This window comes from Halosimplex amylolyticum (assembly GCF_051414035.1).
GTDB lineage: Archaea > Halobacteriota > Halobacteria > Halobacteriales > Haloarculaceae > Halosimplex > Halosimplex amylolyticum.
This window is the reverse complement of the sequence record NZ_JBLKNW010000003.1, coordinates 80,994-106,598: the sequence shown is the minus strand read 5'-3', so window position 1 is coordinate 106,598 and position 25,605 is coordinate 80,994. Positions and strand designations below refer to the sequence as shown.

Genomic DNA, 25,605 nt, shown 5'->3' with positions numbered 1-25,605 from the left:
GTCGACGTCATCGAAACGACGCCGACGCACGAGGGGGTCGCGGACACCGGCGATAGCGGGACGCCGGCGATAGCGATGCGTGCGCAGTGGACGCACCGGTCACCTGCGATCTGCCGGGACCGGGGTAACCTATTTATCCTATACAGCGAATATCGGAACTGGACGAATGAGATACTTCCAGACTAGCGACGGGGTGGACACGGCCGTTGTCGTCGAACGCGGCGACGAGCTGTACGACCTGAGCGAGACCGACGCTCGGGTCGACTCGTTCAGAGAACTCGCTCGGTCGGCGGTCATCGCGGACCGACCGCTGGCGGATCTGACAGCCGCACTGTGTGACGATGCGCCCACGATCGAACGGTCTGAGATCCAAAGCGATCTGGCGATGCCGGTCCGGGCCGACGAGATATGGGGGGCGGGGGTGACCTACGCCATCAGCCAGGAGGACCGCCAGGAAGAGGGCGGGCTCGGGGAGACGTACCTCGACGCCTACGAGGCCGAGCGTCCCGAAGTGTACTTCAAGGCCACCCCAACCCGGACGGTCGGTCCGGGGGAGGCGGTCGGTATCAGGGGCGACTCGGAGTGGAACGCGCCCGAGCCCGAGCTCTCGCTGGTCCTCCTGGACGGCGAAATCGTCGGCTACACCGTCGGCAACGACATGTGCAGCCGGTCGATCGAGCGCGACAACCTGCTGTATCTCCCGCAGAGCAAGATCTACGACCGGAGCTGCGCTGTCGGTCCGGCCGTCGCACTGGTCGACGACCCGCACGACCTGGAGATGTCGATGACCATCGAACGCGACGGGGAGTCGGTGTTCGCGGAGTCGACCTCGACGGGTGAGATGGTCCGCACCTGCGAGGAACTGGCCTCGTACTTCAGGCGTCACAACTACGTCCCGGAACTGACCGTCCTGCTCACCGGCACTTCCATCATCCCGCCGGCCGACGTGACGCTCCGCGAGGGGGACACGGTGAAGATCACCATCGAGGACATCGGGACCCTCGAAAACGACGTTATCGTCGTCTGAACCTCGACTTCTCCGGTGTCATACGAACCGCTCGTGTCTCCACACCGGCCCTGTCCTCTGACCGGGCGGGCGCTCTGTTCGCCGGCCTCGCGCGCTGCGGTCTCGTCGCGCGGGCCGTCGGCGCGGTGCGGCGTTGGCGGCTCTTCGTCTCGGCGCTCCGCGGCTTCTGACACCGATCGGGCGCGGGGCTCGCTGCGCCGCGTCCGCACCCGATCGGTGCGGTGAGCCCCGGTTCCGGCATCGTCGGAACTATTAAGCGCTTCCGATTCCACTTGCCGAGTATGGACGCCTGTCATGACCCGAAGATACGCGCGACCGCAGTGAGCTTCCGGATCTTCGACTGTCTCAAGGATCACGACGGGCTGACACTGACGGAACTGGTGGAGGAGCTCGATAAGCCGACCAGTACCGTCCACGACCACCTGCAGACGCTGACGGACCTGGGGTACCTGGTGCGAGAGGGCGACAAGTACGTGATCAGCATGAAGTTCCTCGAACTGGGCGGCTACGCTCGCACCCGCTCGCGACTCTGCCGGATTGCGGAGTCGGAGATCCGCGACCTCGCGCTGGACGTCGGCGACCACGCGAACCTCATGGTCGAGGAGAACGGACTCGGCGTGTTCCTGCTCAAGCGCAAGGGCGACGAGGCGCTCGCGCTCGACACGTTCGAGGGCAAGCGCGTCCACCTCCACACCACGGCGCTGGGGAAGTCGATGCTGGCCTACATGGGCGAGGATCGATTCGACCGCATCATCGAGGACCGCGGGCTCCCGGCGGCGACCGAGAACACGATCACGGACGAAGGCGAGCTCCGGGCCGAACTGGACGCGATCCGCGAGCAGGGGTACGCCACCGACGACGAGGAGCGCCTCGAGGGGATCCGCTGTGTCGCCGCTCCGATCCGGACGACCGGCGACGAGGTGGTCGGCGCCGTCAGCGTCTCGGGGATCAAGAGCCGGATGCGCGGCGACCACTTCCGCGAGCGGGTCCCGCAGAAGGTTCTGAGCACCGTGAACGTCGTCGAGGTAAACCTGCGCCACCAGTGATTCGCCGGTCGGTCGTCGCGAGGCCCGCGGTCCGAGAGGAATCCGCCGTCAGCGATCCCCGCTGCGGACGAAGGTGACAGGGCAGGGCGCGTCGAGCATGACCGTCTGGGCGGTGGAGCCGAAGACGGCCTTGCCGGTCGGCGACCGCCTGCGCCCGCCGATGAGTATCCGATCGGCACCGATGTCCTCGGCGGTAGCGACGATGCGCTCGGCGGCGTCGCCGACCTCGCCCAGAACCTCGTAGCTGACGCCGGCGTCCGCGAGTTGCGACGTCACCTCCCGGAGGGGAGCGAAGCGGTCGGCGACCACGTCCGGGGTAGCGGCCTCGGTGCCGCGTTCGATGTCCAGTCTGTCGATGGCGTTTTCGAGTCCGGACTCGCTGAACACGTGCAGGACCGAGACGGTCGCACCGGTCGCTTTCGCGATGGCGACAGCCTCCGCGACGAGCCGGTCGACGCGTTCGCTGTCGTCCAGTCCCACGGGCAACAGAACCGATTCGATAGGCATTCTATTCTATCGTTTCTCCCGATCCATCATAAAATGATGGTGTGACCGAGGACGTCCGGTGAGACCTGTCGACTGGTCCCGACTCAGGCCAGGTTCGAGCGTGGCCAGCCCTGCATGTCGCCGGATCCAGCGACGGGTCGACGAACGCGACGACCTTGTCTGGAATTCCGTTCAGTCGTCTCGCGTCGGGGCTTCGCCAGGCGGGACGACCTCGCACTCGGGCAGTTCGGCGAGTTCGGCTTCGGGACCGGGCGGGGAGTAGACGGCCAGCAACTGCAGCGGTTCCCAGCCGGTGTTGGTCGTCCCGTGCTCGACACCTTCCGGGACGAACACCATCTCGCCGGCGCTGACCTCGCGGCTGTCGCCGGCGACCGTCTGCTCGCCCTCCCCGCTGATCACGTACAGAATCTCGTCGCTGTCCGGGTGGGTGTGCAGGTCGTGCCCCTTTCCGGGTTCGAGGTTGACGACGCCGGCGCTGAACCGCTCGCAGTCGTTCACCTCGGGCGACGCCATCCACTTGAGTTTCCCCCAGTCGAACAACTGCGTCGGCACGTCGTCGCTCCGGATGAAGTTCTCCGCTGTCATTGGTACACGTTGCCATGTCCCGTCAACGCAATAACTGTTTCGTCGCCACCCCCGACCAGTACCGTCCACGCCCACCTCACGTTCGCGTGTGCGTGTGGACTGGCCACTGGCGTTCGCGCGAGTGGAGCGAGCGAGGACACCCGACGATGAAAACCATGGGATGGTTTGAAGAGCCGAGCGGGAGATGTCAAACACATGGCGTTCACACGCGAGGAAACACTCGATCGACTCGAACAGACAGTCGCGGACGGGGAGCCGGTCGTCGGGGCCGGCGCCGGCACCGGGATCTCGGCGAAGTTCGCGGAGCGCGGCGGTGTCGACCTGCTCATCATCTACAACTCGGGTCGCTACCGGATGAACGGTCGGGGGTCGCTCGCCGGGCTGCTCCCCTACGGCGACGCGAACGAGATCGTGGTCGAGATGGGCCACGAGGTGCTCCCGGTGGTCGAGGACACGCCCGTCCTGGCTGGGGTCAACGGGACCGACCCGTTCCGGCAGATGGACGTGTTCATTGAGGACCTCAAGCGCCGGGGGTTCTCGGGCGTCCAGAACTTCCCCACGGTCGGGCTCATCGACGAGGACAGCGGGTTCCGGCAGAACCTCGAAGAGACCGGGATGGGGTACGACAAGGAGGTCGAGATGATCGGCGAGGCCGCCGACCAGGGGATGCTCACCTGCCCGTACGTGTTCTCCGAGGAGCAGGCGCGGCAGATGACCGAGGCGGGCGCCGACGTGATCGTCTCGCACATGGGGCTGACGACCTCGGGGGACATCGGCGCCGAGACGGCGCTGGACCTCGACGAGGCGGCCGAGCGGGTGCAGGCTCACCACGACGCGGCCACGTCCGTCGACGAGGACGTCATGGTGATCTGCCACGGCGGACCCATCGCCTGGCCGGACGACGCCGAGTACGTCCTCAATAACACCGAGGGCGTCGTCGGCTTCTTCGGCGCGTCGAGCATCGAACGCCTCCCGACCGAGGAGGCCATCCAGAAACAGGCGCGCGAGTTCAAGGACATGGAATTCTGAGATGAGCGTCGTTATCGTCGGGACGCTGGACACGAAAGCGGAAGAGATCGGCTTCGCCAGCGACGTGCTCACGGCGCAGGGCGTGGACGTCCACGTCGTCGACGTCGGCGTGATGGGCGAACCCGGGTTCGACCCGGACACCTCCGCCGGCGAGGTGGCCGAGGCGGCCGGGACGACGCTCGAATCCCTGCGCGGGGAGGCCGACCGCGGCGAGGCGATAGAGGCGATGGGCGAGGGCGCCGCCGCTGTCGCGCGACGACTGCACGAGGAGGGCGTCCTCGACGGCGTGCTCGGCCTCGGCGGGTCGGGCAACACGTCGGTCGCGACGACGGCGATGCGGGCCCTCCCGGTCGGCGTCCCGAAGCTGATGGTGTCGACGATGGCCTCGGGCGACACCGAGCCGTACGTCGGGGCGAGCGACGTGACGATGATGTACTCCGTCGCGGATATCGAGGGGCTCAACCAGCTATCGCGGCGAGTGATCGCCAACGCCGCGCTGGCGATGGCCGGCATGGTGAGCAACGACGCCGACGTGGACGTCGACGAACGGCCGGCGGTCGCCGTCACGATGTTCGGCGTGACGACCCCCTGCGTGAAGACCGCCCGCCGGTATCTGGAGGACCGCGGCTACGAGACGATCGTCTTCCACGCGACGGGGACCGGCGGCCGCGCGATGGAGGACCTCGTTCGACAGGGCGTCGTCGACGGCGTCCTCGACGTCACGACAACCGAGTGGGCGGACGAACTCGTCGGGGGCGTCCTCGCCGCCGGGCCCGACCGCCTCGACGCCGCCGCCGAGATGGGGATCCCCCAGGTCGTCTCGGTGGGCGCGCTCGACATGGTGAACTTCGGGCCGCGCGAGTCCGTCCCGGCCGAGTTCGAGGGCCGGCAGTTCCACGTCCACAATCCGCAGGTGACGCTGATGCGGACGACCGCCGAGGAGAACGCGGAACTCGGGGAGATCGTCGCCGGGAAACTGAACGACGCGACCGGGCCGACCGCGCTCGCGCTCCCGCTGGGCGGGGTGTCGATGCTCGACGCCGAAGGCGAGGACTTCCACGACCCCGAGGCCGACGCGGCGCTGTTCGACGCGCTCCGGGACACCCTGGACGAGGACGTCGAACTGATCGAGTACGACGGGAACGTCAACGACGACGCCTTCGCCGAGCGGATCGCGGCGACGCTCGACGAGTACATGCGCGAGGCGGGCGTCGGCCCCGCCGAGTGAACCGGCGCCCACCGCCGGGTCCACTCGTCGTCTGGATGCCCCGGGCGTCAGGCCCACCCGTCGTCTGGGTTCTCCCGCCGTCAGGCCCACCCGTCGTCGGGTCGGTCCGACGGCGCTACAGCTCTCCGAGGAGTCGATCGACCAGCGCCGTGGCGGTCGGGTGCTCGCCGTAGCGGTCGGTGACGCGGAACGTGCAGCTACAGACCCGGCCGTCGCCGCGGTCGCGGACCACGAGCGGGCTGCCCCAGTTCGCGATCCAGCCCTCGACGGAGCCGACGTGGATCTCGTCGGTCGACTCGTCCAGATCCTCGGCGAGGTCGTGGGGGAAGAGATCCTCGAAGGCCCAGCCGACGCGGGCGTCGGCGCACAGGTCCGCCAGGAGGTCGCTGTCCTGATAGAGGAGCGACGACACGAGGTTCCAGCTCTCGCCCGCGGGGAGCGACCGGTAGTCGAAGGCGTCGGACTCGGTCATCCGCCCGTCGGGCTCGGGGACGACCAGCGCCGAACCGCCCGCCTCGACGAACGCCGAGACGTCCGCGTCGACCTCCGTGACCGCGGCGACGTCGGCCTCGTCGAGGTCGTCGGTGACCGCGACGCCCCCCGTTTCCAGTGCGGCGGCGAGCGGTTCGTCGGCGTAGACCGTCCGGTCGGGCGCCTCGCTCGCGACGACGAACACCGGTTCCTCGTTCGAGACTTCCCGATCGCCAGCGTCGAGCGTCACGTCGAGCGAGTGGTGGTCCGTCGCGTCGTCCCCAGTGGGGGCCAGCGTGATCGCGCCCTCGACGGTCGTCGTGCCGAACCCGTCGACCGACACCGACTGCTCGCCCTCGGTACCCGGGCCGCTCCACCGGAGTTCCCCCTCCAGCGTCTCGGTCGTGTCGTTGACCACGTGGACGTCCGCGGTGATTTCGTCGCCGGGCGCCAGGACGTGCGTCTCGGCGTCGATGGCGACTAGCACCTCGCTGTTGACCGTGGCGAACTCGTCGGCGAGGTGCTCTTTCGGATCCCGGAGGTAGTCGAGGATGCCGTTGAACTCCCACTCGATGTCGGAGAACTCGGTGACGACGTACCCCGCGACGGCCTCGTGGGTTCGCATCTCCTCGATGACGCCATGGAGCGAGACGGCCTCCCGGCGCTGCCACGCCGCGGTGAGGTCGTCGTAGTCGTCGAAGACGTCCGGGAGGTCGGTCGCCTCGTAGCGCTCGTCGACGCCCTGGGGTCGTTTGAGCGGGTCTTCGAGGAAGTCGTGGGAGAACCACGAGGGGTCGCCGCCGTAGTGTTCACGGAGCTTCGGCAGGTCCGGGAAGCCCCACGTCCCGAACTCGGAGACGAGGATCGGTGCGTCTTCGGCCGGCGTGTTCTCGGTCGCGTAGTTGTCCCCGGGATTGGCCGCGATCTCGTCGAGCGCGTCGGCCCACGGCTCGGCGCGGTCCGGGCTGACGTAGTACTCGTGGTAGTCGTTGATCTCGGTGGCGACGTGGGCCCACCCGGAGTTGTCGCAGACGAGCCGCGTCGGGTCCCACTCCTTGGCCTCGTGGAAGAGCTCGGTCAGATAGTCCTGTTTCTCCTCGTCGTTCCAGAGGCGGTCTTCGTGGTCGGAGTAGTCCTCCTGGTCGAGACCGATGCCCCACTCCTCGTTGTAGAGGCTCCAGGCGACGACGCTCGGGCTGTTGTAGTCGCGGTCGACCATCCCGCGGAACTGCTCGCGGACCTCGCGCTTCGAGCGCTCGGAGTAGATGGTCGGGTTCGCCGGCTCCTGCCAGACGAGGATGCCGAGACGGTCGGCGGCCTCCACGAAATCGGGGTGAGCCGGCTTGATGTGCTTGCGGAGCATGTTGAACCCCAGCTCCTTCGCGGTCCGAACCTCGTACTCGTACAGGTCGTCGTCGAAGGGGCGATAGAGCGTGTCCGGGTAGTACGCCTGGTCGAGCGCCCCGCGGACGTACAGCGGCTCGCCGTTGAGATAGAGGCGGTCGCCGTCCGTGCCGACGCTGCGCATCCCGAAGTACGTCTCCGTCGCGTCGACCGCCTCGTCGCCGGCCCGCAGTTCGACGCCCACGTCGTAGAGCACCGGGTTCTCCGGCGTCCAGTAGTCGGCGTCGGGGATCGAGACGGTGCAGGACCCCACACCTCCGTCGACGTCGCACGTCGCCGCGGCGACCTCCTCACCGTCCCGGGAGACGGTGACCGCGGCGTCGAGGTCGCTGGCGTCCCCATCCACGGTCACCTCGACGGTCGCGGTGTCGTCGTCCAGATCCGGCGTGACCCGCACGTCGTCGACGAACCGCTCCGGTCTGGCTTCGAGGGTGACCGACTGCCAGATGCCGCTGACCCGCGTGTACCACGGCGCGCCCTGCTTGCCGTGGGGGATCTCCGAGAGGTCCGCGGGGTCGGTCACTTCGACGGCGACGACGTTCTCGCCCGACGAGAGGGCGTCGGTCGCCTCCACCTCGAAGGGGAGGTAGCCGTCGCGGTTAGTCCCGACCCGCTGGCCGTCGACGTAGACGGTCGCCTCGTAGTCGACGGCGCCGAATCGCAGGAAGACGCGGTCGCCGGCTCCGTCGTACTCGACCGTCCGTCGGTACCACGCCGTCCCGGTGTACTCGCGATGCGCCTCGTCTTCCTGCCAGGCGTGCGGGACGCTCACGCGCTCGGCGTCCGACCAGTCCGCCCCCGGCTCTGAGAGCGTGCCTCCCTCGCCGTCGTCGGGGTCGATCAGGAACTGCCACTCACCGTCGAGCGATTCCGTGACGCGGCTCTCGCCACTCGATGATTTCATCGCGTTCTGATTCCGACCGACGGGTCAAAATACTACCGTCGGTCGCTTCGTTCGTCGACCGTCCATCTCCCCGGCAACCTCGATCGCTTCACTCCCGCGCGTCCGGTCTCTGCAAGAGTGAACGCCGGGAACGACAGCAGGCGACGCGTCCGCTCGTCGTCCGAACTCCCGAACATCAGAATCCACTCGACGAGGTAGCTGTCTCACCGACGGGGACGAGCCAATAATCGAGGCCGCCTTCGGGTCGGTTACTGGTCGCCAGGCCTACCGACCGACGTCGATCGTGCCGTCCGAGACGAGCGCGTCGACGGCCTCGCGAGTCGCCTCCAGTGACGTGTACCGCGGCTCGTACCCGAGCTGTTCGCGGGCCTTCTCGATGCTGATGCTGGGGCTGTGACGGATGTGGTCCTCGGTGGTACTCACGGCCTGGTCGTCGTATTCCGGGCGCTCGGCCCACTCGTCGAACGGGAGGAAGGTGAGGTCAGCCTCCTGGCCGAACCACTCCGCGACAGCCTCGGCGTAGCCGCGAAGCGTGAGCGCTCGCGGTGAGACGACGTGGAAACTCTCTCCGACGGCGGCCGACCACCGTTCGAGGGCCCGCTGGAAGGCCTGGGCGACGTCGTCGGCGTGAACGTGATGAACCGTTTCGAGCCCGAAGTTCGGCAGCGCGACTTCCTCGCCCGTCGCGAGTCGCGAGAACACCTCGACGTCGACGTTGCCGGCCGGATTGACCGGTACCCAGCCGGGACCGGAGATGTGTCCGGGATGCAGGACGGTCGCCGGGAACCCGTTCTGGCGCGCTTCGGTCAGTAGATACGACTCGATAGCGGCTTTCTTTCGCCCGTACTCACCGAGTGGCCGGCGCGTCCGCGGTTCGTCCTCGGTCACCGGGACGAGGTCGCTGTGGCCGTGGACCCAGATCGTCCCGCAGTGAAGCAGGTGCTGTACCTCGCCGCGGAGTGCGGAGACGAGCGCCTCGGCGCTTTCGAGTTCGAAACAGATGAGGTCGATCACGACGTCCGGCTCGGTCGACAGGATCACCTCGCCGAACTCGCCGTCGGCTTCCGCGGCTTCCCGGTCGACGCTGACCGACTCGACGTCTTCCCAGGCGCTATCGTCCTGATAGGGGTCTCGCTCCCCGCGGCTGACCGAGACGACGTCGTGACCAGCGCGCACTAATCGCGGGACGAGATACGTGCCGATATGTCCGGTCGCACCGATAATGGTTACTCGCACAGATACGTATCTCGAGCAGGCCGTTTGGTGTCGTTGGATCCGGCAAACGGGGACAGCCCCATCGGTCCGAGAGACGACGTTCGGACGGTTCGAGCCGGAGGAGACTCAGGGGTTCTCTCCGTTCGTCCGCCACTCCCGGTCGGCAGTCGCCACGACCCGGCCGGCCGGAACTACACCAGGAGAGCAGGTCAGCTGGGGCGGGTCAATCGCTGTCGTCTCCCCCGTTCGGGTCAGGCGTCGTCGACGCCGCTGTCGAGACGCGGCGTCGCTGTCAGCACGACGCCCCGTGTCGGGCACGAATCCCGGCCTTCACAGCCGCGTAGACGCCGATCGCCACGAGGACGACGGTGGCCCCTCGCCGCGGCGCCGGCTAACGCCGAGTGCGCGAGCGTGTCGCCGATCATCGCCATCTCCCCGTGACGAGGGACCTCCCAACGAAGGGACCGACGAGCGCGAGTGGTGTCTGAGTGGAATAGTTCGCATCCTCGAAATGGATCAGACTGTCTCTCCGTTTCTCCCTTCTTGAAAGAAAGGTTATATATAAATAAGACTAATTATATGTATAATTTAGATATCCGGTGATTCTGGTGCGGTGATACTGGAACTCGTTTCACCTGAATTGAGGTGCTAAGGCCCCTTCCTCAACGAGCGAGTAAAGCGAGTGAGCAGGGAGGGGATACAGCACCGCACAGTTCTCAACTACGTTCGACGCTCGGCACACAGGCCCACCGCCACCTTTATGTTGAAACATAGTGTAAACTTCGATGATGGATAGACACGAGATCGAGGGCCACGAAGTCATCGACGGAACGGTCAAAGCCACCGGCAACGGCGCTCATGTCCTTGTCCCCAAAGATTGGCGTGGCGCGGACGTGAAAGTCGTCCGAACCACCGAACCCACCAACGAGTAGCGCCACCTGATGAACTACAACTACAGGTATCGACTCCGACCGTCCGACGCCCTCGAACAGCAATTAGCGTGGACCGTCGACACCTGTAGGCAGGTCTACAACCACTTCCTCCACCGTCTCAATCGGAACGACGACACCTCGGCGTATTCCGAGCAGAAACTTTTGCCGAGTCTCAAGAAGTGGTGGAGTGACCTGAAAAGCGTCCACTCGAAAGTGCTACAGAAAGTCGTTCAGCGGTTGTACGACAACCTCTCGACGCTTCGCGGGCGTAAAGAGAACGGCTACCGCGTCGGGACGCTCACGTGGAAAGCACCGGGCGAGTACTGCAGTTTCACCTACAGTCAATCCGGCTTCAAGCTCAACAACACGAGCGGTCGGACGCAACTGTGGCTCTCGAAACTCGGGGAAATCCCGCTTACATTGCATCGTGACCTGCCCGACGACGCCGATATTAAGACTGTCACCGTCAAGCAGGAACCGACTGGGAAGTGGTACGCTATCCTCGGCGTCGAAACGCCTGACGACCCGCCGGAGAAGCCGGAGAATCCCGAGCAATGCGTATCGACGTGGGGATTCTCACGTACGCCCACGATACAGACGGAATCGCCGTCGAGTCGCTTGATCTGTCCGCCGAACGCGAGCGGTTAGAACGCGCCCAGCGAGACCTTTCACGGAAGGAACACGGGTCTGCGAATTGGGAGAAACAGCGCCAGGTCGTGGCCGGACGCCACGCTACCCTGAAGAACAAGCGTCGTGACTTCCTCCACAAACTCTCGAACTACTACGCCCGTGAGTACGACCTTGTGGCGGTCGAAAACCTCGACGCGAAGGGCTTGGTCGAGCTACCGGGCAACTCGCGGAACCGAGCGGGAGCGGCGTGGGGGACGTTCTTGCGGATGCTCGAATACAAGTGTGAGCGCGAGGGGACGCACTTCGTGGCCGTGAATCCGCGCGGAACGACCAAAGAGTGTGCGTCCTGCGGCGTTTCGACCGAGAAACCGCTGTGGGTACGCGAACACTCCTGTCCGGCGTGTGGGTTCGAGGCAGATAGAGATGCGAACGCGGCGTGGAACATCCGTTCTCGTGGTATCACAAAGCGGTTAGGAGCGGGACGCCCCGAATCAACGCCTGTGGAGACTGCGCTCCCTGTGGATACTTCAGTATCTGCAAAGCGCGTCGTGCAAGCAGGAAGCCCCACCCTCAAGCGCGAGCCGTTAGGCGAGCGATAGGGTGGGGTAGTTCACTGGTACTCGGTTGCAGTAGATTGAGGTCTGCTATTCCAGTCAACACGTCGAGTATACTGGCCAAATATAACTTTTTCAATTTGTTCTAGACCGCGCGAAGTCTGTGCGGTCCTCTCCAGTAGACGGCTGGGAGACTGCCGGCTATCAGCAGAGCGGTCAGCAGGGGTGGGGCCCGATCTCGGTCATCCGAACATCGTCCCGGGGTCTGCGAGGTGCTCCGTCGCGGTCGACTCGTCGAGGCCGATCCCGAGGCCCGGTCGCTCAGGCACTTCGATGTACCCGTCCGTGATCAGGTCCTCGTCACGGTCGTGCAGGTCGTCCCACCAGTCGACTTCGAGCGCGTGGTACTCCAGTACGTCGAAGTTCGGGACCGCCGCCGCAAGGTGGACGCACGCCATCGTCCCGATCGGGCCACAGACGTTGTGCGGCGAGAAGACGATGTAGTTCTCCTCCGCGCGGTTGGCAATCGCTTTCGACTCCGCGAGCCCCCCGCACGTTGTCGGGTCGGGCGTGATGACGTCAACGCCGAAGTCGTACAGTAACTCCGTGAACTCGTGGACGCGGAATCGGTTCTCACCGGTCGCGAGCGGCGTGTTCGTCGACCGGTTGACCTCCCGCTGGGCCGCCATGTTCTCCGGCGGCACGACGTCTTCGAGCCACATCAGGTCGTACGGCTCGAGCTTGCTGGCCAGGCGCTTCGCCGAGTCGATCGAGTAGTCCCAGTGCACGTCGAACGCCAGGTCGATGTCGTCACCGATCCGCTCACGGACGGCCTCGACCGTCTCGACCTTCCGCCGGATGTCCTCGTTCTGGACGCGCCCGTTGTACGGGTCGGGGCTGTTGTCGAACGGCTGGTCGAGGTCGAACTTCAGCGCCGTGAACCCCATGTCCGCAACGCGCTCGGCCTCGTCGGCGTAGGCCGCGGGAGCGTAGAGATCTTCGTCGTGAGCCGCGTGAAACCCGTCTTCGACCTCGTAGCTCTCGCCGGCGTGGCAGTCGCAGTAGATCCGGATCTCGTCACGGTACTTCCCGCCGAGGAGCTGGTAGACGGGGAGGTCGAACAGTTTCCCCGCGAGGTCCCAGAGCGCGATCTCGATACCGGAAGCCGCAGTGACGACTTTCCCGGTCGTCCCGCCGTGCCCGGAGGTCTCGGTGACCATCCGCCGGAAGAGACGCTCGACGTCGAGCGGGTTCTCCCCGACCAGAAACCGCTTCATGTACTCCATGATATCGGTGACGCCACCGCCCCGGTACGACTCACCGATCCCGGTCACGCCGGCGTCGGTGTGGACCGCGACGATGTTCCACTCGAAGTTGCCCTGGACGACGCACGTCTGTACGTCGGTGATCGATACGTCACGTTCTGCCGGCCGGTTCTGCGCGTGGTTTGAGAAGTCTCGCATGGGTTGGGATCACGTCCTGACCGCGGTACCGACTGTCCCCTCGACTGGCCGACCGTTCCCACCGTCGATCCCGACAGCCGACGGGACTGGTTCGAGCGCCATTCCATGTGATCTGTGTCCACAGACCAACTTAAATTGACCACTCCGTCCGGCGTGTGAACTAAAACGTTTTGTCGATACGACCTAATTTGAACCTATGGCAGAGACAGTTGTCGTCACAGGTGTCCTTGGCGGTTCGGCGAGCTGGATCGTAGACGACCTCAGAGACGACTACGACGTGGTGGCAGCCGACCTGACGCTGCCCGAGACGGTAGACGTCGACGGAGTGAGCTTCCAGGCACTCGACCTGACCGAACAGGGACCGACCTGGGAGACCGTCCTGGACGCGGACCCGACGGCCGTCGTTCACTTCGGGAACATCCCGCACGAGGAAAACCACCCCGGTGGCGACGTCTACGAGAACAACGCGGTAAGCACGTATCACGTGCTCGAAGCGGCGGGGCGGGCCGGGGCAGATATCGTCTGGGCGTCGAGCGAGACGGTGTACGGCACGCACTGGCCCGATCCCGAACTGCCGGCGTCGCTCCCGATCACCGAATCCCATCGAGTCAAACCGTGGAACGGGTACGAAACGTCGAAACTCGCCGGCGAAGCGGCCGCCGAGCGCGTAACGAACGCGTTCGACGTCTCGGCTGCTTCGATCCGCCCGTCGTGGATCCAGTACCCCGGCCGATACCAGATCACGCCGATCCGGGAGCAGTTCGACTTCGAGACCGCGAGCCGATTCGGGAACTTCTGGTCGTACGTCGACATCCGTGACGTGGTGTCGCTCGTCAGAGCGGCGATCGACGCGGACTTCGACGGCCACGAAGTGTTCAACGCGTTCGCGGCGGACAACTTCCTCGGCGTCGAGACGACCGCGGCGATCGAAGCTGGCTACGGCGAGGTACCCGACGAGTGTGACCTCTCCGGCGAGGAGTCCGCCTACTCGACCGCCAAGGCGGAGTCGATGCTCGGCTGGGAGCCCGAACACTCCTGGAAGACGGCCGAGGAGGAATCGGTCGACGGACCGGAATTCGTCTGAATCGGGTCCCGTCCTCGCCGGGGACCCGTCTCTCGATTAGTGGAGGCCGCCGAGCGTCTCGATGCTGTCCAGTCGCTCCATCTCGGCGTCGCTCAGGTCCACTTCGAGCGCTTCGACGTTCTCTTCGAGCTGTGCGACGGAGCTACAGCCGATGACCGGGGCCGTCGGCGGGTCACGCTGGGTCATCCACGCGAGGACGACCTGATTGCCCGAGATGTCCTTCCGCTCGGCGATGTCCTGGACCGTCTCCATCTTCAGGCGATTTTCGGTCGTGACGTATCGTTCGGGGATCCGCCGGTCGTCGCGGCCGTAACACCCCTGGAGCAGGGGCGAATACGGGAGCATCGTCAGGTCGTGGTCGTCGCAGTAGGTCACGAACTCGTCGGTCGCCGGGCGCTGTCGGTCGAAGTCCGAGTATCGGTGCGGAACGAGATACGAAAAGCGGGGCTGGACGCAACTGAACTTCGTCAGCCCTCGCTCCTCGGCGATGGTGTTGGCGCGAGCGAGTCGCCATCCGTAGTAGTTACTCGCGCCGATGTGACGGACCTTCCCGGATTCGACGAGTCGGTCGAAGGCTTCCATCGTCTCCGCGAGCGGCGTCTCTCTGTCGTCGACGTGAGCGTACAGCAGGTCGACGTAGTCGGTTCCGAGTCGATCGAGACTCTTCTCGACCTCCTGTTCTATCAGGTCGGGGTCGAGCGACTGCGGAACGTCGCCGTACTCGAACCCGACTTTCGTCGCCAGGAAGAGCTCGTCGCGGTTGCCCCGGTCGGCCATCCAGTCCCCGAGGAAGGGCTCGCTCTCCGGCTCGTCGTAGCCGTCGACCCACGTCGCGTAGATGTTGGCCGTGTCGAGAAAACGACCGCCCATCTCGTAGTACCTGTCGAGTATCGCTCGCGAGGTCTCGGGGTCGGTCTTGCTTCCGAAGTACATCGTCCCGAGACACAGCGGGCTGACGGTCTCGCCGGTCGTGCCGAGTGGAATCGAATCCATACGTCGATCCGCCGCGGAACGGAGATAAACGCTCGGGATCGAGTCGCCCTCAACGTCGGCCGAGCGGACTGTCTGTTCGACTCGGAATCGCTCCCGGCGTCAGGCCCCGTCGGACCGGTGCCACACCTGCATCGAGCCCGGGTCGCGGTTGTCCCACGCGTAGTATGGCACGAGTTCGAGCCCCGTCTCCACCGTCTCGGTCTCGTCAGCCGGTCGGTAGAGTTCGCCCTCCCAGTCGTCGAGGGCCGGAACGGTCGCGTCCGTTTCGAGCGTCGTCACACCGCCGAGCAGGTCTGTCTCGTGGTCGACCGCCGCGTCTGCGTCGGTGGGGACCGCATACTGGTGGAGCGGCCGGTCGTTGTCGACCGCTTCGGCGGCGTAGACGAGCGGCCCGCGCTCGACGGCGACGCGGCCGGCGTCGCTCTCGACCGCAGGGTGGGCAGCCATCACCGTCACGTCCTGGGCCAGCTGGAGTTCGACGGTCTCGCCGTCCCACTCGCGGTCGAGCCGGACGTACCCACTGTCGTCGTGGTCGACCGCCTCCCCGTCGACTGTCACCGTGGCGTCCGGACACCAGCTGGGGATGCGGAGGTTGAGCGGGACGCTCCCGTCGGCGTCGACTTCGATCGTCACGTCGCCGCTCCAGGGGAGGTCGCTCGACTGGTCCAGTGTGACGTCGGTGTCACCGACCGTCGTCTCGAGCCGGCTCCCGACGTACTGATTGACGTACAGTTCGTCGCCGCTGGTCGAGTAGAGGTACTGCCCGAGCGAGGCGAGCAGGCGCGCGGCGTTCGGCGGACAACACGCGCAGGTGAACCAGCCCTTGCGGTGGTGGTCGCCCGAACTCGCCAGCGGGTTCACGTAGAAGAAGTGCTTGCCGTCGAGGCCGACGCCGGCGAGGAAGCCGTTGTACAGCGTCCGCTCGATCAGATCCGCGTACTTCGCCTCGCCCGTCAGTTCGGACATGCGCTGGTTCCAGAAGATGCTCCCGATGGCGGCGCAGGTCTCGGCGTAGGCCGTCTCGTTCGGCAGGTCGTAGTCCTCGGTGAACCCCTCGTGTTCGTGTTCCGGCCCGATCCCGCCGGTGAGATACATCTGCTTCGTCGTCATGTTCGTCCACAGTCTGTCGAGCGCGTCTCGGAGGTCGTCGTCACCGCGTTCGGCGACCAGATCTGTGACGCCGCTGTAGAGGTACATCGCCCGGACCGAGTGTCCGTCGACCGCCGATTGATCGCGGATCGGCGCGTGGTCCTGTGCGTAGCTCCCGTCGTACTCGCCGTCGTCGTCCAGGAAGACCGTTCGCGAACCATCGTGGATCGAGCCATCCCAGTCGTCGGAGTCGAACGCCCCACCGGCGATCTCGTCGAGGTGGTCGAGTTCCCACGCCAGCCGGTCGTCGTGCCCACGCAGATCGACGAAGTACGCTGCCAGGTCGAGGTACCGCTCCTCGTCCGTCACCCGATAGAGTTTGACGAGCGCGAGTTCGATCCCCTCGTGACCGGGCACCCCGTCGATCTCGTCGCCGAACACGTCGTCGATGTGGTCGGCGAAGGCGGTCGCCACGTCCAGGAGGGACTCCTCGCCCGTGGCGTCGTAGTGTGCGACGGCCGCCTCGAAGAGGTGGCCCGCGCAGTAGAGTTCGTGCAGCATGTGGAGGTTCGTCCACTTCCTGCCGGGTTCGACGAGCTGGAAGTACGTGTTGAGGTACCCGTCCTCCTCCTGTGCTTCCGCGATCAGGTCGATCACCTCGTTCACGCGTTCGCGGAGTTCGGGGTCGTCGGCCTTCGCGAGCTCGTAGCTCGCCGCTTCGAGCCACTTGTACGCGTCGCTGTCCTGGAACCACATCCCCCGAAACCCGCCTTCGCTCCCGTCGATGACCCGGCGGAAGTTCTCGAGCGTGCCCGAGGCTTCGAGCTGGTCGTACTGATATTCGATCGTAACGTCGCGGTTCCGGCTGACCCACTGCGACCAGAACTCGTCGGAGATTGCTACGTCACCGATGGCTACGGAGTACTGCGAGCTAGTCATGCTAACGACTCACAGTACCAATAGCGACGGAATAATTCTACTGGTTACGGAACCCCGAGCCGATGCGGTCCGCCGCGCCTCGAACGGGGCCAGGTGCCGTCTCTCCGCCGACGGTTCGTCTGTCTGTCCGACACCGCTCGATCCCCTCGGTCGAGTGACGAACAACTATTTATCACTGTCTGAGGTATCGATTGGTGTGCCAACCCATTCCGATCAGCGGCTGCGACCAGTGGACCTCGCAGACGCGGCTATCGACGACGACTTCTGGACGCCGAGAATCGAGACAGTGCGGGAGACCACCGTCGATTTCGTCTACGACCGACTCGTCGAATCGGGTCGCATCGAGAACTTCCGGGTCGCCGCGGGCGAGGTCGACGGCGAGTTCCAGGGCCGGTTCTACAACGACTCTGACGTGTACAAGTGGCTCGAGGGCGCCTGTTACTTCCTCGAGACGGGGGACGACCCCGAACTGCGCGAGCGCGTGGACGAACTCGTCGAACTGATAGCCGCGGCCCAGGAGGACGACGGCTATCTCAACACGTACTTCCAGCTCGTCGAACCGGACAAGAAGTGGACGAACCTCGGCGTCCTCCACGAACTGTACTGCGCCGGGCATCTGTTCGAAGCGGCCATCGCACACCACGAAGCGACTGGCGAAGAGACGCTGTTGACCGTCGCGACCGACTTCGCCGACCACGTCGATCGGAGATTCGGTCCCGACGGCCACGATGGCGTTCCCGGCCACGAGGAGATCGAACTCGCGCTCGTGCGGCTGTATCGCGTCACCGACGAGGAACGGTATCTCGACCTCGCCGAGTACTTCGTCGAACGGCGCGGTGCCGAGGACTCGCGGCTGAAATACGAGGCGTTTCACCCCGACGAGATCGCGGGCGACCCGTACGACCACGTCGTGGTCGACGGCGAGTACGACGGCCGGTACTTTCAGGACCACGCGCCGCTCCGCGACCAGGAGACCGTCGAGGGTCACGCCGTCCGTGCGATGTATCTGTACACCGGTGCGGCCGACGTCGCGCTAGAGCGTGGTGACGAGGATCTCGTCGACGCCCTCGAGGGGCTCTGGGAGAACATGACGGAGCGACGGATGTACGTCACCGGCGGGATCGGGTCCTCACACGAGGGCGAGCGGTTCACCGAGGACTACGACCTGCCGACAGACACGTCCTACGCGGAGACCTGTGCCGCGCTCGGCAGCGTCCTCTGGAACCAGCGACTCCTCCAGTTGACGCGCGACGCTCGGTACGGCGACCTGCAGTCCCGGACGCTCTACAACGCGCTGCTGGCGGGGCTCTCGCTGGACGGGACGCGCTTTTTCTACGCCAACCCGCACGAGATGGGGCCGGACGGGCACCCGCTGCACGGCGTGGATCCGAACCGATTCGCGAACGAGCGACAGGGCTGGTTCCAGACGGCGTGCTGTCCGACGAACGTCCCACGGCTCATCGCGTCGCTGGCGACGCACGTCTACGCCTCCGACGGCTCGTCGGTCTACGTGAACCACCACGTGGGGAGCGAGGCGACCGTCGACGTCGCCGACACGTCAGTCGCGATCGACCAGGACACGTCGTTTCCGTGGGACGCCGAGACGCGGCTGACGGTGACGCCCGAGCGGCCGGCGACGTTCGAACTCGCGCTGCGGGTCCCCGAGTGGTGCGAAGACGTCTCCGTGACGGTCGCCGGTGAACCGGTCGACGCGTCGCCCGGTGAGTACCTCCAGGTCGAACGCGAGTGGACTGCCGGCGACGAGGTGGTCTTCGAGGCCGCGTTCCCCGTTCGCTTCCTCACGAGCCATCCCAGCGTCCGGTCGACGGCCGGCGCAGTGGCGGTCCAGCGCGGCCCCATCGTCTACTGTCTGGAAGAACAGGACAGTCCCCGTCCGCTCCACCAGGTTCGACTCGACCGGGACCGGGGCGTCTCCGTCGAACACGACCCCGACCTCCTGGACGGCGTCACCGCGCTCGACCTGGACGCGCGCGTCCCCGACATGACGTCGTGGGACGACGGGCGCCTGTATCGGGAGGATTCGGAGGCGGACGCGACGGCGACGACTGTCCGTGCGATCCCATACTACGGGTGGGCCAATCGAGACGCGGGAGCGATGCGCCTCTGGATCGACGCCGAGTCGCGGTGACGTTCCAGTCCGAGTACTTCGCTGCCGGTATCCCCCGTTCTCTCCGCGGCGTGGGGTACGTCGTGTCGGTCGAGTAATGCGACGCAGTACCTATTAGTCGGTCGCTCGCGATTGAAAAGTGTATGCCAGCAGGACCACGGGCGACAGCCGAATCGCTCCCGATCACCGACGTCGAGCTCGACGACGAGTTCTGGTCGCCGCGCGTCGAGACCAACCGGGACGTGACAGTCGCCCACCAGTACGACCAACTGGAGACCAACGGGTGTCTGGAGAACTTCCGTCGCGTCGCAGACGGCGAAACGGGCGGGTTCGAGGGGCCGATGTTCATCGACTCGGACGCGTACAAGTGGCTGGAGGCGGCCAGTTACGTCCTCGCGAACCACGACGACGCCGACTTGCGCGAACGGGTCGACGAGGTGATCGAGCTCGTCGCCGACGCACAGCAGGCCGACGGGTATCTCGATACGTACTTCCAGCTCGTCGAGCCCGACCAGAAGTGGACCAACCTGAGCGTCATGCACGAGCTGTACTGTGCGGGTCACCTGGTCGAGGCGGCCGTCGCACACTACCGCGCGACCGGGGAGGAATCGCTTCTGGACGTGGCGACGGCGTTCGCCGACCGCATCGACCAGCAGTTCGGTCCCGACGGCCAGACGGGCGTCCCCGGCCACGAGGAGATCGAACTCGCGCTCGTCAAACTCTACCGCGTCACCGACGAGGAGCGGTACCTCGACCTGGCGCGATACTTCGTCGACGCTCGCGGCCAGCGTCCGTCCCCACTCGCGGACGAACTCGCGAACATCGACGATATCGCCGGCGCGAACTTCGTTCACCACGGGCACACCGCCGCCGAGGGCGCTCGAAACCACTTCCTCAGGGACGGCGAGTACGACGGGAGCTACGCACAGGACCACCAGCCCATTCGCGACCAGGAGACCGTCGAGGGTCACGCCGTCCGCGCGATGTACTGCTACACCGGTGTGACCTCGCTGCTCCAGGAGATCGAGGACGACGAACTGTGGGCCGCGATGCGACGGCTGTGGACGAACATGACGACGAAGCGGATGTACGTGACCGGCGGGATCGGGTCGGAACACGAGCACGAGGGGTTCACCGAGGACTACGACCTGCCCAACGACACCGCCTACGCCGAGACCTGCGCCGCCATCGGGAGCATCTTCTGGAACCAGCGACTCTTCGAGTTGACCGCCGAGACCGCGTACGCCGACCTGATCGAGCGGACGCTGTACAACGGCTTCCTCGCGGGCGTGTCCGCCGGTGGGGACCGGTTCTTCTACGTGAACCCGCTGGAGACCGACGGCGACCACCACCGCAAGGAGTGGTTCTACGTGGCCTGCTGTCCGCCCAACGCCGCGCGCCTGCTCGCCTCGCTCGAGCGATACGTCTACGGCCGGGGAACCGACGGCGACGCGCTGTACGTCACCCAGTTCGTCGGGAGCTCGGTCGAGACGGAACTCGGCGACGAGACGGTCTCGTTCACCCAGTCGACGGAGTATCCCTGGGACGGCGAGACGACCATCGAGTTCACCCACGACGAACCAGTAGACTTCGACCTCCGGATTCGCGTCCCCGACTGGGCGTCGGACGTCGCCCTCTCGGTCAACGGTGCGTCCGTCTCGGCGTCGACTGCGGACGGATACGTCTCGGTCGAGCAAGCGTGGAACCCCGGTGACGAGGTCACGCTCTCGTTCTCACTGCCGGTCGATGCGCTCACCGCGGACCCCCGGACCCGGGCCGACGCCGGTCGGGTCGCGCTTCGGCGCGGGCCGCTCGTCTACTGCATCGAAGACGCGGACCAGTCCGTCCCGGTCGAATCGCTCACCGTGTCAGACGGTGCGGATTCGTTCGAGCCCGACCACGACCCGGACCTGCTCGGCGGCGTGACCACGCTCCGCGGCTCGGGAACCGCGATCGACCTCGACGGCTGGGAGGAGTCGCTCTATCGACCGGCCGAGAGCGTCGACCGCGAAGACGTCGACGTCGTCGCCGTCCCCTACTACGCGTGGGACAACCGCGAGGACGGGTCGATGACGACCTGGCTCCCGAAATCGTGACCGGGTACCTGCTGTCGACAGGGAACGACCACCTCCACCGAGAACTGCCAGCCTATCGACCGCCGACCGTCGACGGACCGGGGCTGACCGCTAGTCCACTCGACGGAACCGGCCCGTCGTCGACGGGCGACGTCGGGTTCTGAACGGCGACTTCCGAAGCCGGTGGATTCATTTCACTGCCGACCGAGTCCCCTGTATGGAGTACGTGAGACTCGGTTCGACCGGACTAGAAGTGTCACCGATCTGCTTCGGAACGTGGCGATTCGGGCTGGAACACGAGGACAGCGGCGTCGTCGAGACCGGCCGCGAGGACGCACACGAACTGCTCGACGCCCTCGAGGAACGCGGCGGCAACTTCATCGACACCGCCAACAGCTACGGCGGCGGCGACTCCGAGCGCTGGATCGGCGAGTGGCTCGAAGAGCGCGACCGCGAGGACTACGTGATCGCCTCGAAGTGTTTCTGGTCCACAGTATCGCGGTTCCAGGAGAACCTCTCGAAGAAGAACGTCAAGGCGGAAGTCGAGGGGTCGCTCGACCGCCTCGGGACCGACTACCTCGACATCCTCTACCTGCACCGCTCCGACGACGACACCCCGATCGAACACACGTTGCGGGCCGTGGACGACCTCGTCAGTGAGGGCAAAGTCCACTACGTCGGCGTCTCGACATGCGATGCCTGGAGACTGGTCAAGGGACTCTGGAAGGCGGACGTGAACAACTACGAGGCGTTCACCGTCACCCAGCCCGAGTACTCGGCGGTGTACCGGGACCCGATCGTCGACGACCTGGACCAGCCGCCGGAACACAAGGAACCGATCACGGAGTACCTCGACGTGTGTGAGGACCAGGATCTGGCGGTCTGTCCGTACTCGCCGCTGCACGGCGGGTTCCTCACGGGCAAGTACGAGCGGGCCGACGACGGGTCGGTTCGGGGTCCCGACGGGTCCCGTGCGGACATCGACGACCAGTTCGAATCCGATTACGTGGCGGAAGCGGCCTGGAGCGTCCTCGACGAGGTCCGATCCGTCGCCGAGGAAGTCGATGCGACGCCCGCACAGGTGTCGCTGCGCTGGCTGATGGACCACGAGCGGTTCACGTGCGTGCCGATCGTCGGCGCACGGACGGTCGACCAGCTAGACGAGAACTTCGGCGCCGTCGAGGTCGAACTCTCCGACGACCAGTGGGAGCGGATCGACGCCGCTATCGACGCGTAGTCGACTCGGAAGCCCGTCGCGCCCGGCGCGGAGGCGGGCAGAAACTGTATTTTATCGCCAGGTGTGTGGTCGCTGTCGTTCGGAGTCACGTCTTCGCTCGAAACGAGGTAGAGGGCCGGTGCGGAACAGAAAAAGAGCGGCGACGACTACTCGGCGGCGGCGGGCTGTTTGGTGAACACCGGCGGGTTGTGGACGGTCTCCCCGTCGTCGGCGAACAGGTGGATTCGACCGGTGTCTATCGTGACCGAGACCCGAGCGCCGGGTTCGAACTGTTTGGCACCCGGGACCTGCGCCACGACGTCGTCGAGTCCGTCGATGTCCAGGTAGACGATGTTGAACGAGCCGACCTGTTCGAACACGGAGACGGTCGCGTCGACGTGACCGTCGTCGGACGGCGGACCGAGCGTGATGTTCTCCGGTCGGATACCGAGCGTCACGGCCCCGTGCGCTCCGTCGGGAGCGTCGAACGAGAACGCCGCCGTCTCGACGGTCCCGTTCGAGACGGTACAGTCGAGGAAGTTCATCGACGGGCTGCCGATGAAGCCGGCGACGAACTCGTTGGCGGGCTGGGAGTAGGCGACCTCGGGGGGTGCGATCTGCTGGAGGCGGCCGTCGTTGAGGATGGCGATCCGGTCGCTCATCGTCATGGCCTCCTCCTGGTCGTGCGTGACGTAGATCGTCGTCGACTTGATCTCCTGGTGGAGCTGCTGGAGTTCCGCGCGCATCTGGACGCGCAGTTTCGCGTCGAGGTTGCTGAGCGGTTCGTCCAGCAGGAAGATCTTCGGGTCGCGGACGATGCTCCGGCCGAGCGCGACGCGCTGCTGTTGGCCGCCCGAGAGTTCGCCGGGCGTCTGGTCGAGGTGTTCGCGAATCCCGAGCATCTCCGCGGTGCTTTCGACCGACTCGCGTATCTCCTCGTCGGACATCGACGTGCTCTCGAGCGCGAACGACATGTTCCGGCGAGCGGTCATGTGCGGGTACAGGGCGTAGTCCTGGAAGACGAACGCCGTCCCTCGCTCTTTCGGACTCGCGTAGGTCATGTCTTCGCCGTCGATCTTGATCGACCCCGATGTGGGCGTCTCCAGCCCCGCGACACAGCGGAGCGTCGTCGTCTTCCCACAGCCGCTGGGGCCGACGAACGTGACGAACTCGCCGTCTTCGATCGTCATGGAGACGTCGTCGACGGCGACGAGGTCGCCGAACTTTTTCGTCAGGTTTTCGATTTCTAATTTCATGTTACTTGAGGTTGAGACCGGCCATTCCTTTGATGAACTGTTCCGAGAAGATCGCGAACAGGATCACGATCGGCAGCGTCGCGAGCGTGCTCATCGCGAACAGCTGGTTGTAGACGACGTTGCCGCGCAGTCCCTGGAACTGCTGGAGCCCGACGCTGATCGTGTAGAGCTCCTCGGTCTGCAGGAAGGTGAGCGCGAACAGGAACTCGTTCCAGGTGAAGACGAACACGAAGATCGCGGCCGTCGCGATCCCCGGCTTCGCCATCGGCAGGATGACTCGCAGGAACGTCCGCCACTCGGGGACGCCGCCGATGTGCGCCGCGTCTTCGACGTTGTCCGGCAGGTTCGCGAAGAAGCTGTGGAGGAGGAACACGCAGAATCCGAGGAAGAACGCGCTGTAGGCGATGATGAGCCCGAGGCGCGTGTTGATCAGCCCGTAGCGCGAGAAGAGCGTGTACATCGGGATGAGCAGGATCTGCGCCGGGATCATCAGGATGCCGATGAACATGACGTAGATCGGGTTGCTCCCGGGGAAGTCGCGTCGCGCGAGCACGTACGCCGCCGGCGTCGCGATCGTGAGGACGAACACGGTGGACCCGGCGCTGATGACGACGGTGTTGAGGAACCACGAGACCCAGGGCCCGGTTCGAAGCGCCTCGAAGTACGGGGAAATCGTCGGTGTCGGTGGGACGAGATGGGGTGGGAACGCGCTGATCTGCACCGGCGTCTTGAGCGACGTCGCGACCATCCAGTACAGCGGGATCGCGACCAGAATGGCCGCGACGGTGAGCGTGACGAGCGTCCCGATACGCGTGACCGTATTGGCGTCCTCGCTCCCGACGACCGCATCGTGGACGCGCGAGCGGACGCTCATATCTCGCTCCCTCCCGAGAACCGGATGATGAGCAGTGAGAGCGTGAGCGCGATGACGAACAGGATGAACCCGTACGCCGCGCCCTTCCCGAACTGGAAGAACCGGAACGCGACCTTGTAGAAGTACGTCGCGAGGATCTCACTGGAGTGGGAGGGGCCGCCCCCAGTCATCACGTAGACGTGTGCGAACGCCTTGACCGAGTCGATGATACCGATGATGACCGTGACGAGGATGGCCGGCTTCAACAGCGGGAGCGTGATACTCCGGAACGTCTCGTAGCGGCTCTTGCCGGCGATTTTCGCTGCCTCGTAGACGCTGTCGGGGATCCCCTGGAGCCCCGCGAGGAGGATGACGAGGTAGTATCCCGTCCGTTTCCAGATCACCATCAACAGGACGCTCGGGAGCGACCACGTCGTGGAGTTGAGGAACCGCATCGGCTGGTCGATGACGCCGAGACTCATCAGGAAGTGGTTGACGAGCCCGTTCTGTCCGAGGAGCCAGCCGAAGACGATCCCCGCCACCACGAGCGGGATGATGACCGGGACGAAGATCAGCGAGCGGAACGTGCTCGTGCCCGAGATGCCCGTGTCGATGAGGATCGCCAACACCAGCCCCAGAACGAGCGGGACGAATACCATGCCGATGCTGAAGATGAGCGTGTTGAATCCGGCTCGCCAGAAGATCGGGTCGGTGAGGATCGCCTCGTAGTTCTGGAGGCCGACCCACGTTCGTTCCCCGCCGAGCGTCGTGACTCGCTGGAAGCTCAGCAGGAACGTGTCGATGAACGGATAGACGAGGACGACCGCGTACACGACGAGCGCGGGAAGCAAGTACAGGTACGGCGTCCAGTCGATACCGCCGTCCGCCGAGACGTTCGGCGAGAGTCTGTCCGGTAAGTACCGGCCGATCGTATCTCCCAATGTGTTGCGTGAACTCATAGTGTGAGAAGAGCAGGG

General features: G+C 65.5%; 19 protein-coding genes and 1 pseudogene. 10 read left to right on the top strand and 10 right to left on the bottom strand.

Annotated features, from left to right (window positions below; genetic code table 11):
* Positions 1-166 precede the first annotated feature (166 nt).
* Together ACMGFE_RS15755 and ACMGFE_RS15750 are read left to right on the top strand one after the other, a co-directional pair.
* Entirely contained in the window at positions 167-1,027 is an 861-nt protein-coding gene (locus ACMGFE_RS15755; RefSeq protein WP_436926184.1) for a fumarylacetoacetate hydrolase family protein, read from the top strand.
* 281 nt (positions 1,028-1,308) lie between these two features.
* A complete protein-coding gene (locus tag ACMGFE_RS15750) occupies positions 1,309-2,073 on the top strand; it encodes an IclR family transcriptional regulator (protein ID WP_436926183.1) in 765 nt (254 codons plus the stop codon).
* 48 nt (positions 2,074-2,121) lie between these two features.
* Here ACMGFE_RS15750 and ACMGFE_RS15745 read toward each other — a convergent pair whose 3' ends face one another.
* Positions 2,122-2,580, bottom strand: coding sequence for a universal stress protein (locus ACMGFE_RS15745; RefSeq protein ID WP_436926182.1), 459 nt, complete (start codon positions 2,578-2,580; stop codon positions 2,122-2,124).
* 171 nt (positions 2,581-2,751) lie between these two features.
* Positions 2,752-3,165, bottom strand: a complete 414-nt coding sequence (locus ACMGFE_RS15740; protein WP_436926181.1) for a cupin domain-containing protein — start codon at positions 3,163-3,165, stop codon at positions 2,752-2,754.
* Between the two features lie 195 nt (positions 3,166-3,360).
* On the opposite strand from ACMGFE_RS15740, the gene ACMGFE_RS15735 reads away from it, so the two are divergent.
* The gene (locus ACMGFE_RS15735) at positions 3,361-4,194 is read left to right on the top strand and encodes a phosphoenolpyruvate hydrolase family protein (protein ID WP_436926180.1); all 834 of its coding nucleotides are present in this window, start codon (positions 3,361-3,363) and stop codon (positions 4,192-4,194) included.
* Between the two features lies 1 nt (position 4,195).
* Positions 4,196-5,422, top strand: a complete 1,227-nt coding sequence (locus ACMGFE_RS15730) for a Tm-1-like ATP-binding domain-containing protein (RefSeq protein WP_436926179.1) — start codon at positions 4,196-4,198, stop codon at positions 5,420-5,422.
* Between the two features lie 115 nt (positions 5,423-5,537).
* Here the strand turns inward: ACMGFE_RS15730 and ACMGFE_RS15725 are convergent, their stop codons facing one another.
* Positions 5,538-8,201 (bottom strand): glycoside hydrolase family 2 protein, encoded by a 2,664-nt coding sequence (locus ACMGFE_RS15725; protein ID WP_436926178.1) that lies wholly within the window; start codon positions 8,199-8,201, stop codon positions 5,538-5,540.
* 264 nt (positions 8,202-8,465) lie between these two features.
* Positions 8,466-9,437, bottom strand: coding sequence for an NAD-dependent epimerase/dehydratase family protein (locus ACMGFE_RS15720; RefSeq protein ID WP_436926177.1), 972 nt, complete (start codon positions 9,435-9,437; stop codon positions 8,466-8,468).
* Positions 9,438-10,204: 767 nt separating this feature from the next.
* Between ACMGFE_RS15720 and ACMGFE_RS15715 the strand changes: the two genes are divergently transcribed.
* Together ACMGFE_RS15715 and ACMGFE_RS15710 are read left to right on the top strand one after the other, a co-directional pair.
* Positions 10,205-10,348, top strand: coding sequence for a DUF2080 family transposase-associated protein (locus tag ACMGFE_RS15715; protein ID WP_436926176.1), 144 nt, complete (start codon positions 10,205-10,207; stop codon positions 10,346-10,348).
* 9 nt (positions 10,349-10,357) lie between these two features.
* A pseudogene (locus ACMGFE_RS15710) lies at positions 10,358-11,577 on the top strand (RNA-guided endonuclease InsQ/TnpB family protein).
* Between the two features lie 197 nt (positions 11,578-11,774).
* Here the strand turns inward: ACMGFE_RS15710 and ACMGFE_RS15705 are convergent.
* A complete protein-coding gene (locus ACMGFE_RS15705; RefSeq protein WP_436926175.1) occupies positions 11,775-12,995 on the bottom strand; it encodes a mandelate racemase/muconate lactonizing enzyme family protein in 1,221 nt (406 codons plus the stop codon).
* Between the two features lie 196 nt (positions 12,996-13,191).
* Between ACMGFE_RS15705 and ACMGFE_RS15700 the strand changes: the two genes are divergently transcribed.
* On the top strand, positions 13,192-14,079 hold the full coding sequence (locus tag ACMGFE_RS15700; protein ID WP_436926174.1) for an NAD-dependent epimerase/dehydratase family protein: 888 nt from the start codon (positions 13,192-13,194) through the stop codon (positions 14,077-14,079).
* Positions 14,080-14,115: 36 nt separating this feature from the next.
* Here the strand turns inward: ACMGFE_RS15700 and ACMGFE_RS15695 are convergent, their stop codons facing one another.
* Positions 14,116-15,072 (bottom strand): aldo/keto reductase, encoded by a 957-nt coding sequence (locus ACMGFE_RS15695; RefSeq protein ID WP_436926173.1) that lies wholly within the window; start codon positions 15,070-15,072, stop codon positions 14,116-14,118.
* Positions 15,073-15,171: 99 nt separating this feature from the next.
* A complete protein-coding gene (locus tag ACMGFE_RS15690; RefSeq protein ID WP_436926172.1) occupies positions 15,172-17,100 on the bottom strand; it encodes a glycoside hydrolase family 127 protein in 1,929 nt (642 codons plus the stop codon).
* A gap of 196 nt (positions 17,101-17,296) precedes the next feature.
* Here ACMGFE_RS15690 and ACMGFE_RS15685 point away from each other — a divergent pair, with 196 nt between their 5' ends.
* From ACMGFE_RS15685 to ACMGFE_RS15675, 3 genes are all read left to right on the top strand, one after another.
* On the top strand, positions 17,297-19,249 hold the full coding sequence (locus ACMGFE_RS15685) for a glycoside hydrolase family 127 protein (RefSeq protein WP_436926171.1): 1,953 nt from the start codon (positions 17,297-17,299) through the stop codon (positions 19,247-19,249).
* Between the two features lie 122 nt (positions 19,250-19,371).
* Positions 19,372-21,324: a glycoside hydrolase family 127 protein gene (locus ACMGFE_RS15680; protein WP_436926170.1), complete on the top strand. Its 1,953-nt coding sequence runs from the start codon at positions 19,372-19,374 to the stop codon at positions 21,322-21,324.
* Between the two features lie 196 nt (positions 21,325-21,520).
* Positions 21,521-22,540, top strand: a complete 1,020-nt coding sequence (locus ACMGFE_RS15675; protein WP_436926169.1) for an aldo/keto reductase — start codon at positions 21,521-21,523, stop codon at positions 22,538-22,540.
* A 146-nt stretch (positions 22,541-22,686) separates the two neighbouring features.
* Here ACMGFE_RS15675 and ACMGFE_RS15670 read toward each other — a convergent pair whose 3' ends face one another.
* The 3 genes from ACMGFE_RS15670 to ACMGFE_RS15660 are packed head-to-tail and all read right to left on the bottom strand — an operon-like array spanning position 22,687 to position 25,587.
* Positions 22,687-23,775 carry an ABC transporter ATP-binding protein gene (locus ACMGFE_RS15670; RefSeq protein WP_436926168.1) on the bottom strand — a complete coding sequence of 363 codons (1,089 nt, stop codon included), beginning with the start codon at positions 23,773-23,775 and terminating at the stop codon, positions 22,687-22,689.
* A gap of 1 nt (position 23,776) precedes the next feature.
* Complete coding sequence (locus ACMGFE_RS15665; protein WP_436926167.1) at positions 23,777-24,649, bottom strand: carbohydrate ABC transporter permease; 873 nt, start codon at positions 24,647-24,649, stop codon at positions 23,777-23,779.
* Complete coding sequence (locus ACMGFE_RS15660) at positions 24,646-25,587, bottom strand: carbohydrate ABC transporter permease (RefSeq protein ID WP_436926166.1); 942 nt, start codon at positions 25,585-25,587, stop codon at positions 24,646-24,648. The genes ACMGFE_RS15665 and ACMGFE_RS15660 overlap by 4 nt, the downstream gene beginning before the upstream one ends.
* Positions 25,588-25,605 lie beyond the last annotated feature (18 nt).

Bases quoted from the DNA above. Each gene is read 5' to 3' on its own strand.
- ACMGFE_RS15755 (WP_436926184.1), top strand. From the start codon at position 167: ATGAGATACTTCCAGACTAGCGACGGGGTGGACACGGCCGTTGTCGTC.
- ACMGFE_RS15750 (WP_436926183.1), top strand. From the start codon at position 1,309: ATGGACGCCTGTCATGACCCGAAGATACGCGCGACCGCAGTGAGCTTC.
- ACMGFE_RS15745 (WP_436926182.1), bottom strand. From the start codon at position 2,580: ATGCCTATCGAATCGGTTCTGTTGCCCGTGGGACTGGACGACAGCGAA.
- ACMGFE_RS15740 (WP_436926181.1), bottom strand. From the start codon at position 3,165: ATGACAGCGGAGAACTTCATCCGGAGCGACGACGTGCCGACGCAGTTG.
- ACMGFE_RS15735 (WP_436926180.1), top strand. From the start codon at position 3,361: ATGGCGTTCACACGCGAGGAAACACTCGATCGACTCGAACAGACAGTC.
- ACMGFE_RS15730 (WP_436926179.1), top strand. From the start codon at position 4,196: ATGAGCGTCGTTATCGTCGGGACGCTGGACACGAAAGCGGAAGAGATC.
- ACMGFE_RS15725 (WP_436926178.1), bottom strand. From the start codon at position 8,201: ATGAAATCATCGAGTGGCGAGAGCCGCGTCACGGAATCGCTCGACGGT.
- ACMGFE_RS15715 (WP_436926176.1), top strand. From the start codon at position 10,205: ATGGATAGACACGAGATCGAGGGCCACGAAGTCATCGACGGAACGGTC.
- ACMGFE_RS15705 (WP_436926175.1), bottom strand. From the start codon at position 12,995: ATGCGAGACTTCTCAAACCACGCGCAGAACCGGCCGGCAGAACGTGAC.
- ACMGFE_RS15700 (WP_436926174.1), top strand. From the start codon at position 13,192: ATGGCAGAGACAGTTGTCGTCACAGGTGTCCTTGGCGGTTCGGCGAGC.
- ACMGFE_RS15695 (WP_436926173.1), bottom strand. From the start codon at position 15,072: ATGGATTCGATTCCACTCGGCACGACCGGCGAGACCGTCAGCCCGCTG.
- ACMGFE_RS15690 (WP_436926172.1), bottom strand. From the start codon at position 17,100: ATGACTAGCTCGCAGTACTCCGTAGCCATCGGTGACGTAGCAATCTCC.
- ACMGFE_RS15680 (WP_436926170.1), top strand. From the start codon at position 19,372: ATGCCAGCAGGACCACGGGCGACAGCCGAATCGCTCCCGATCACCGAC.
- ACMGFE_RS15675 (WP_436926169.1), top strand. From the start codon at position 21,521: ATGGAGTACGTGAGACTCGGTTCGACCGGACTAGAAGTGTCACCGATC.
- ACMGFE_RS15670 (WP_436926168.1), bottom strand. From the start codon at position 23,775: ATGAAATTAGAAATCGAAAACCTGACGAAAAAGTTCGGCGACCTCGTC.
- ACMGFE_RS15665 (WP_436926167.1), bottom strand. From the start codon at position 24,649: ATGAGCGTCCGCTCGCGCGTCCACGATGCGGTCGTCGGGAGCGAGGAC.
- ACMGFE_RS15660 (WP_436926166.1), bottom strand. From the start codon at position 25,587: ATGAGTTCACGCAACACATTGGGAGATACGATCGGCCGGTACTTACCG.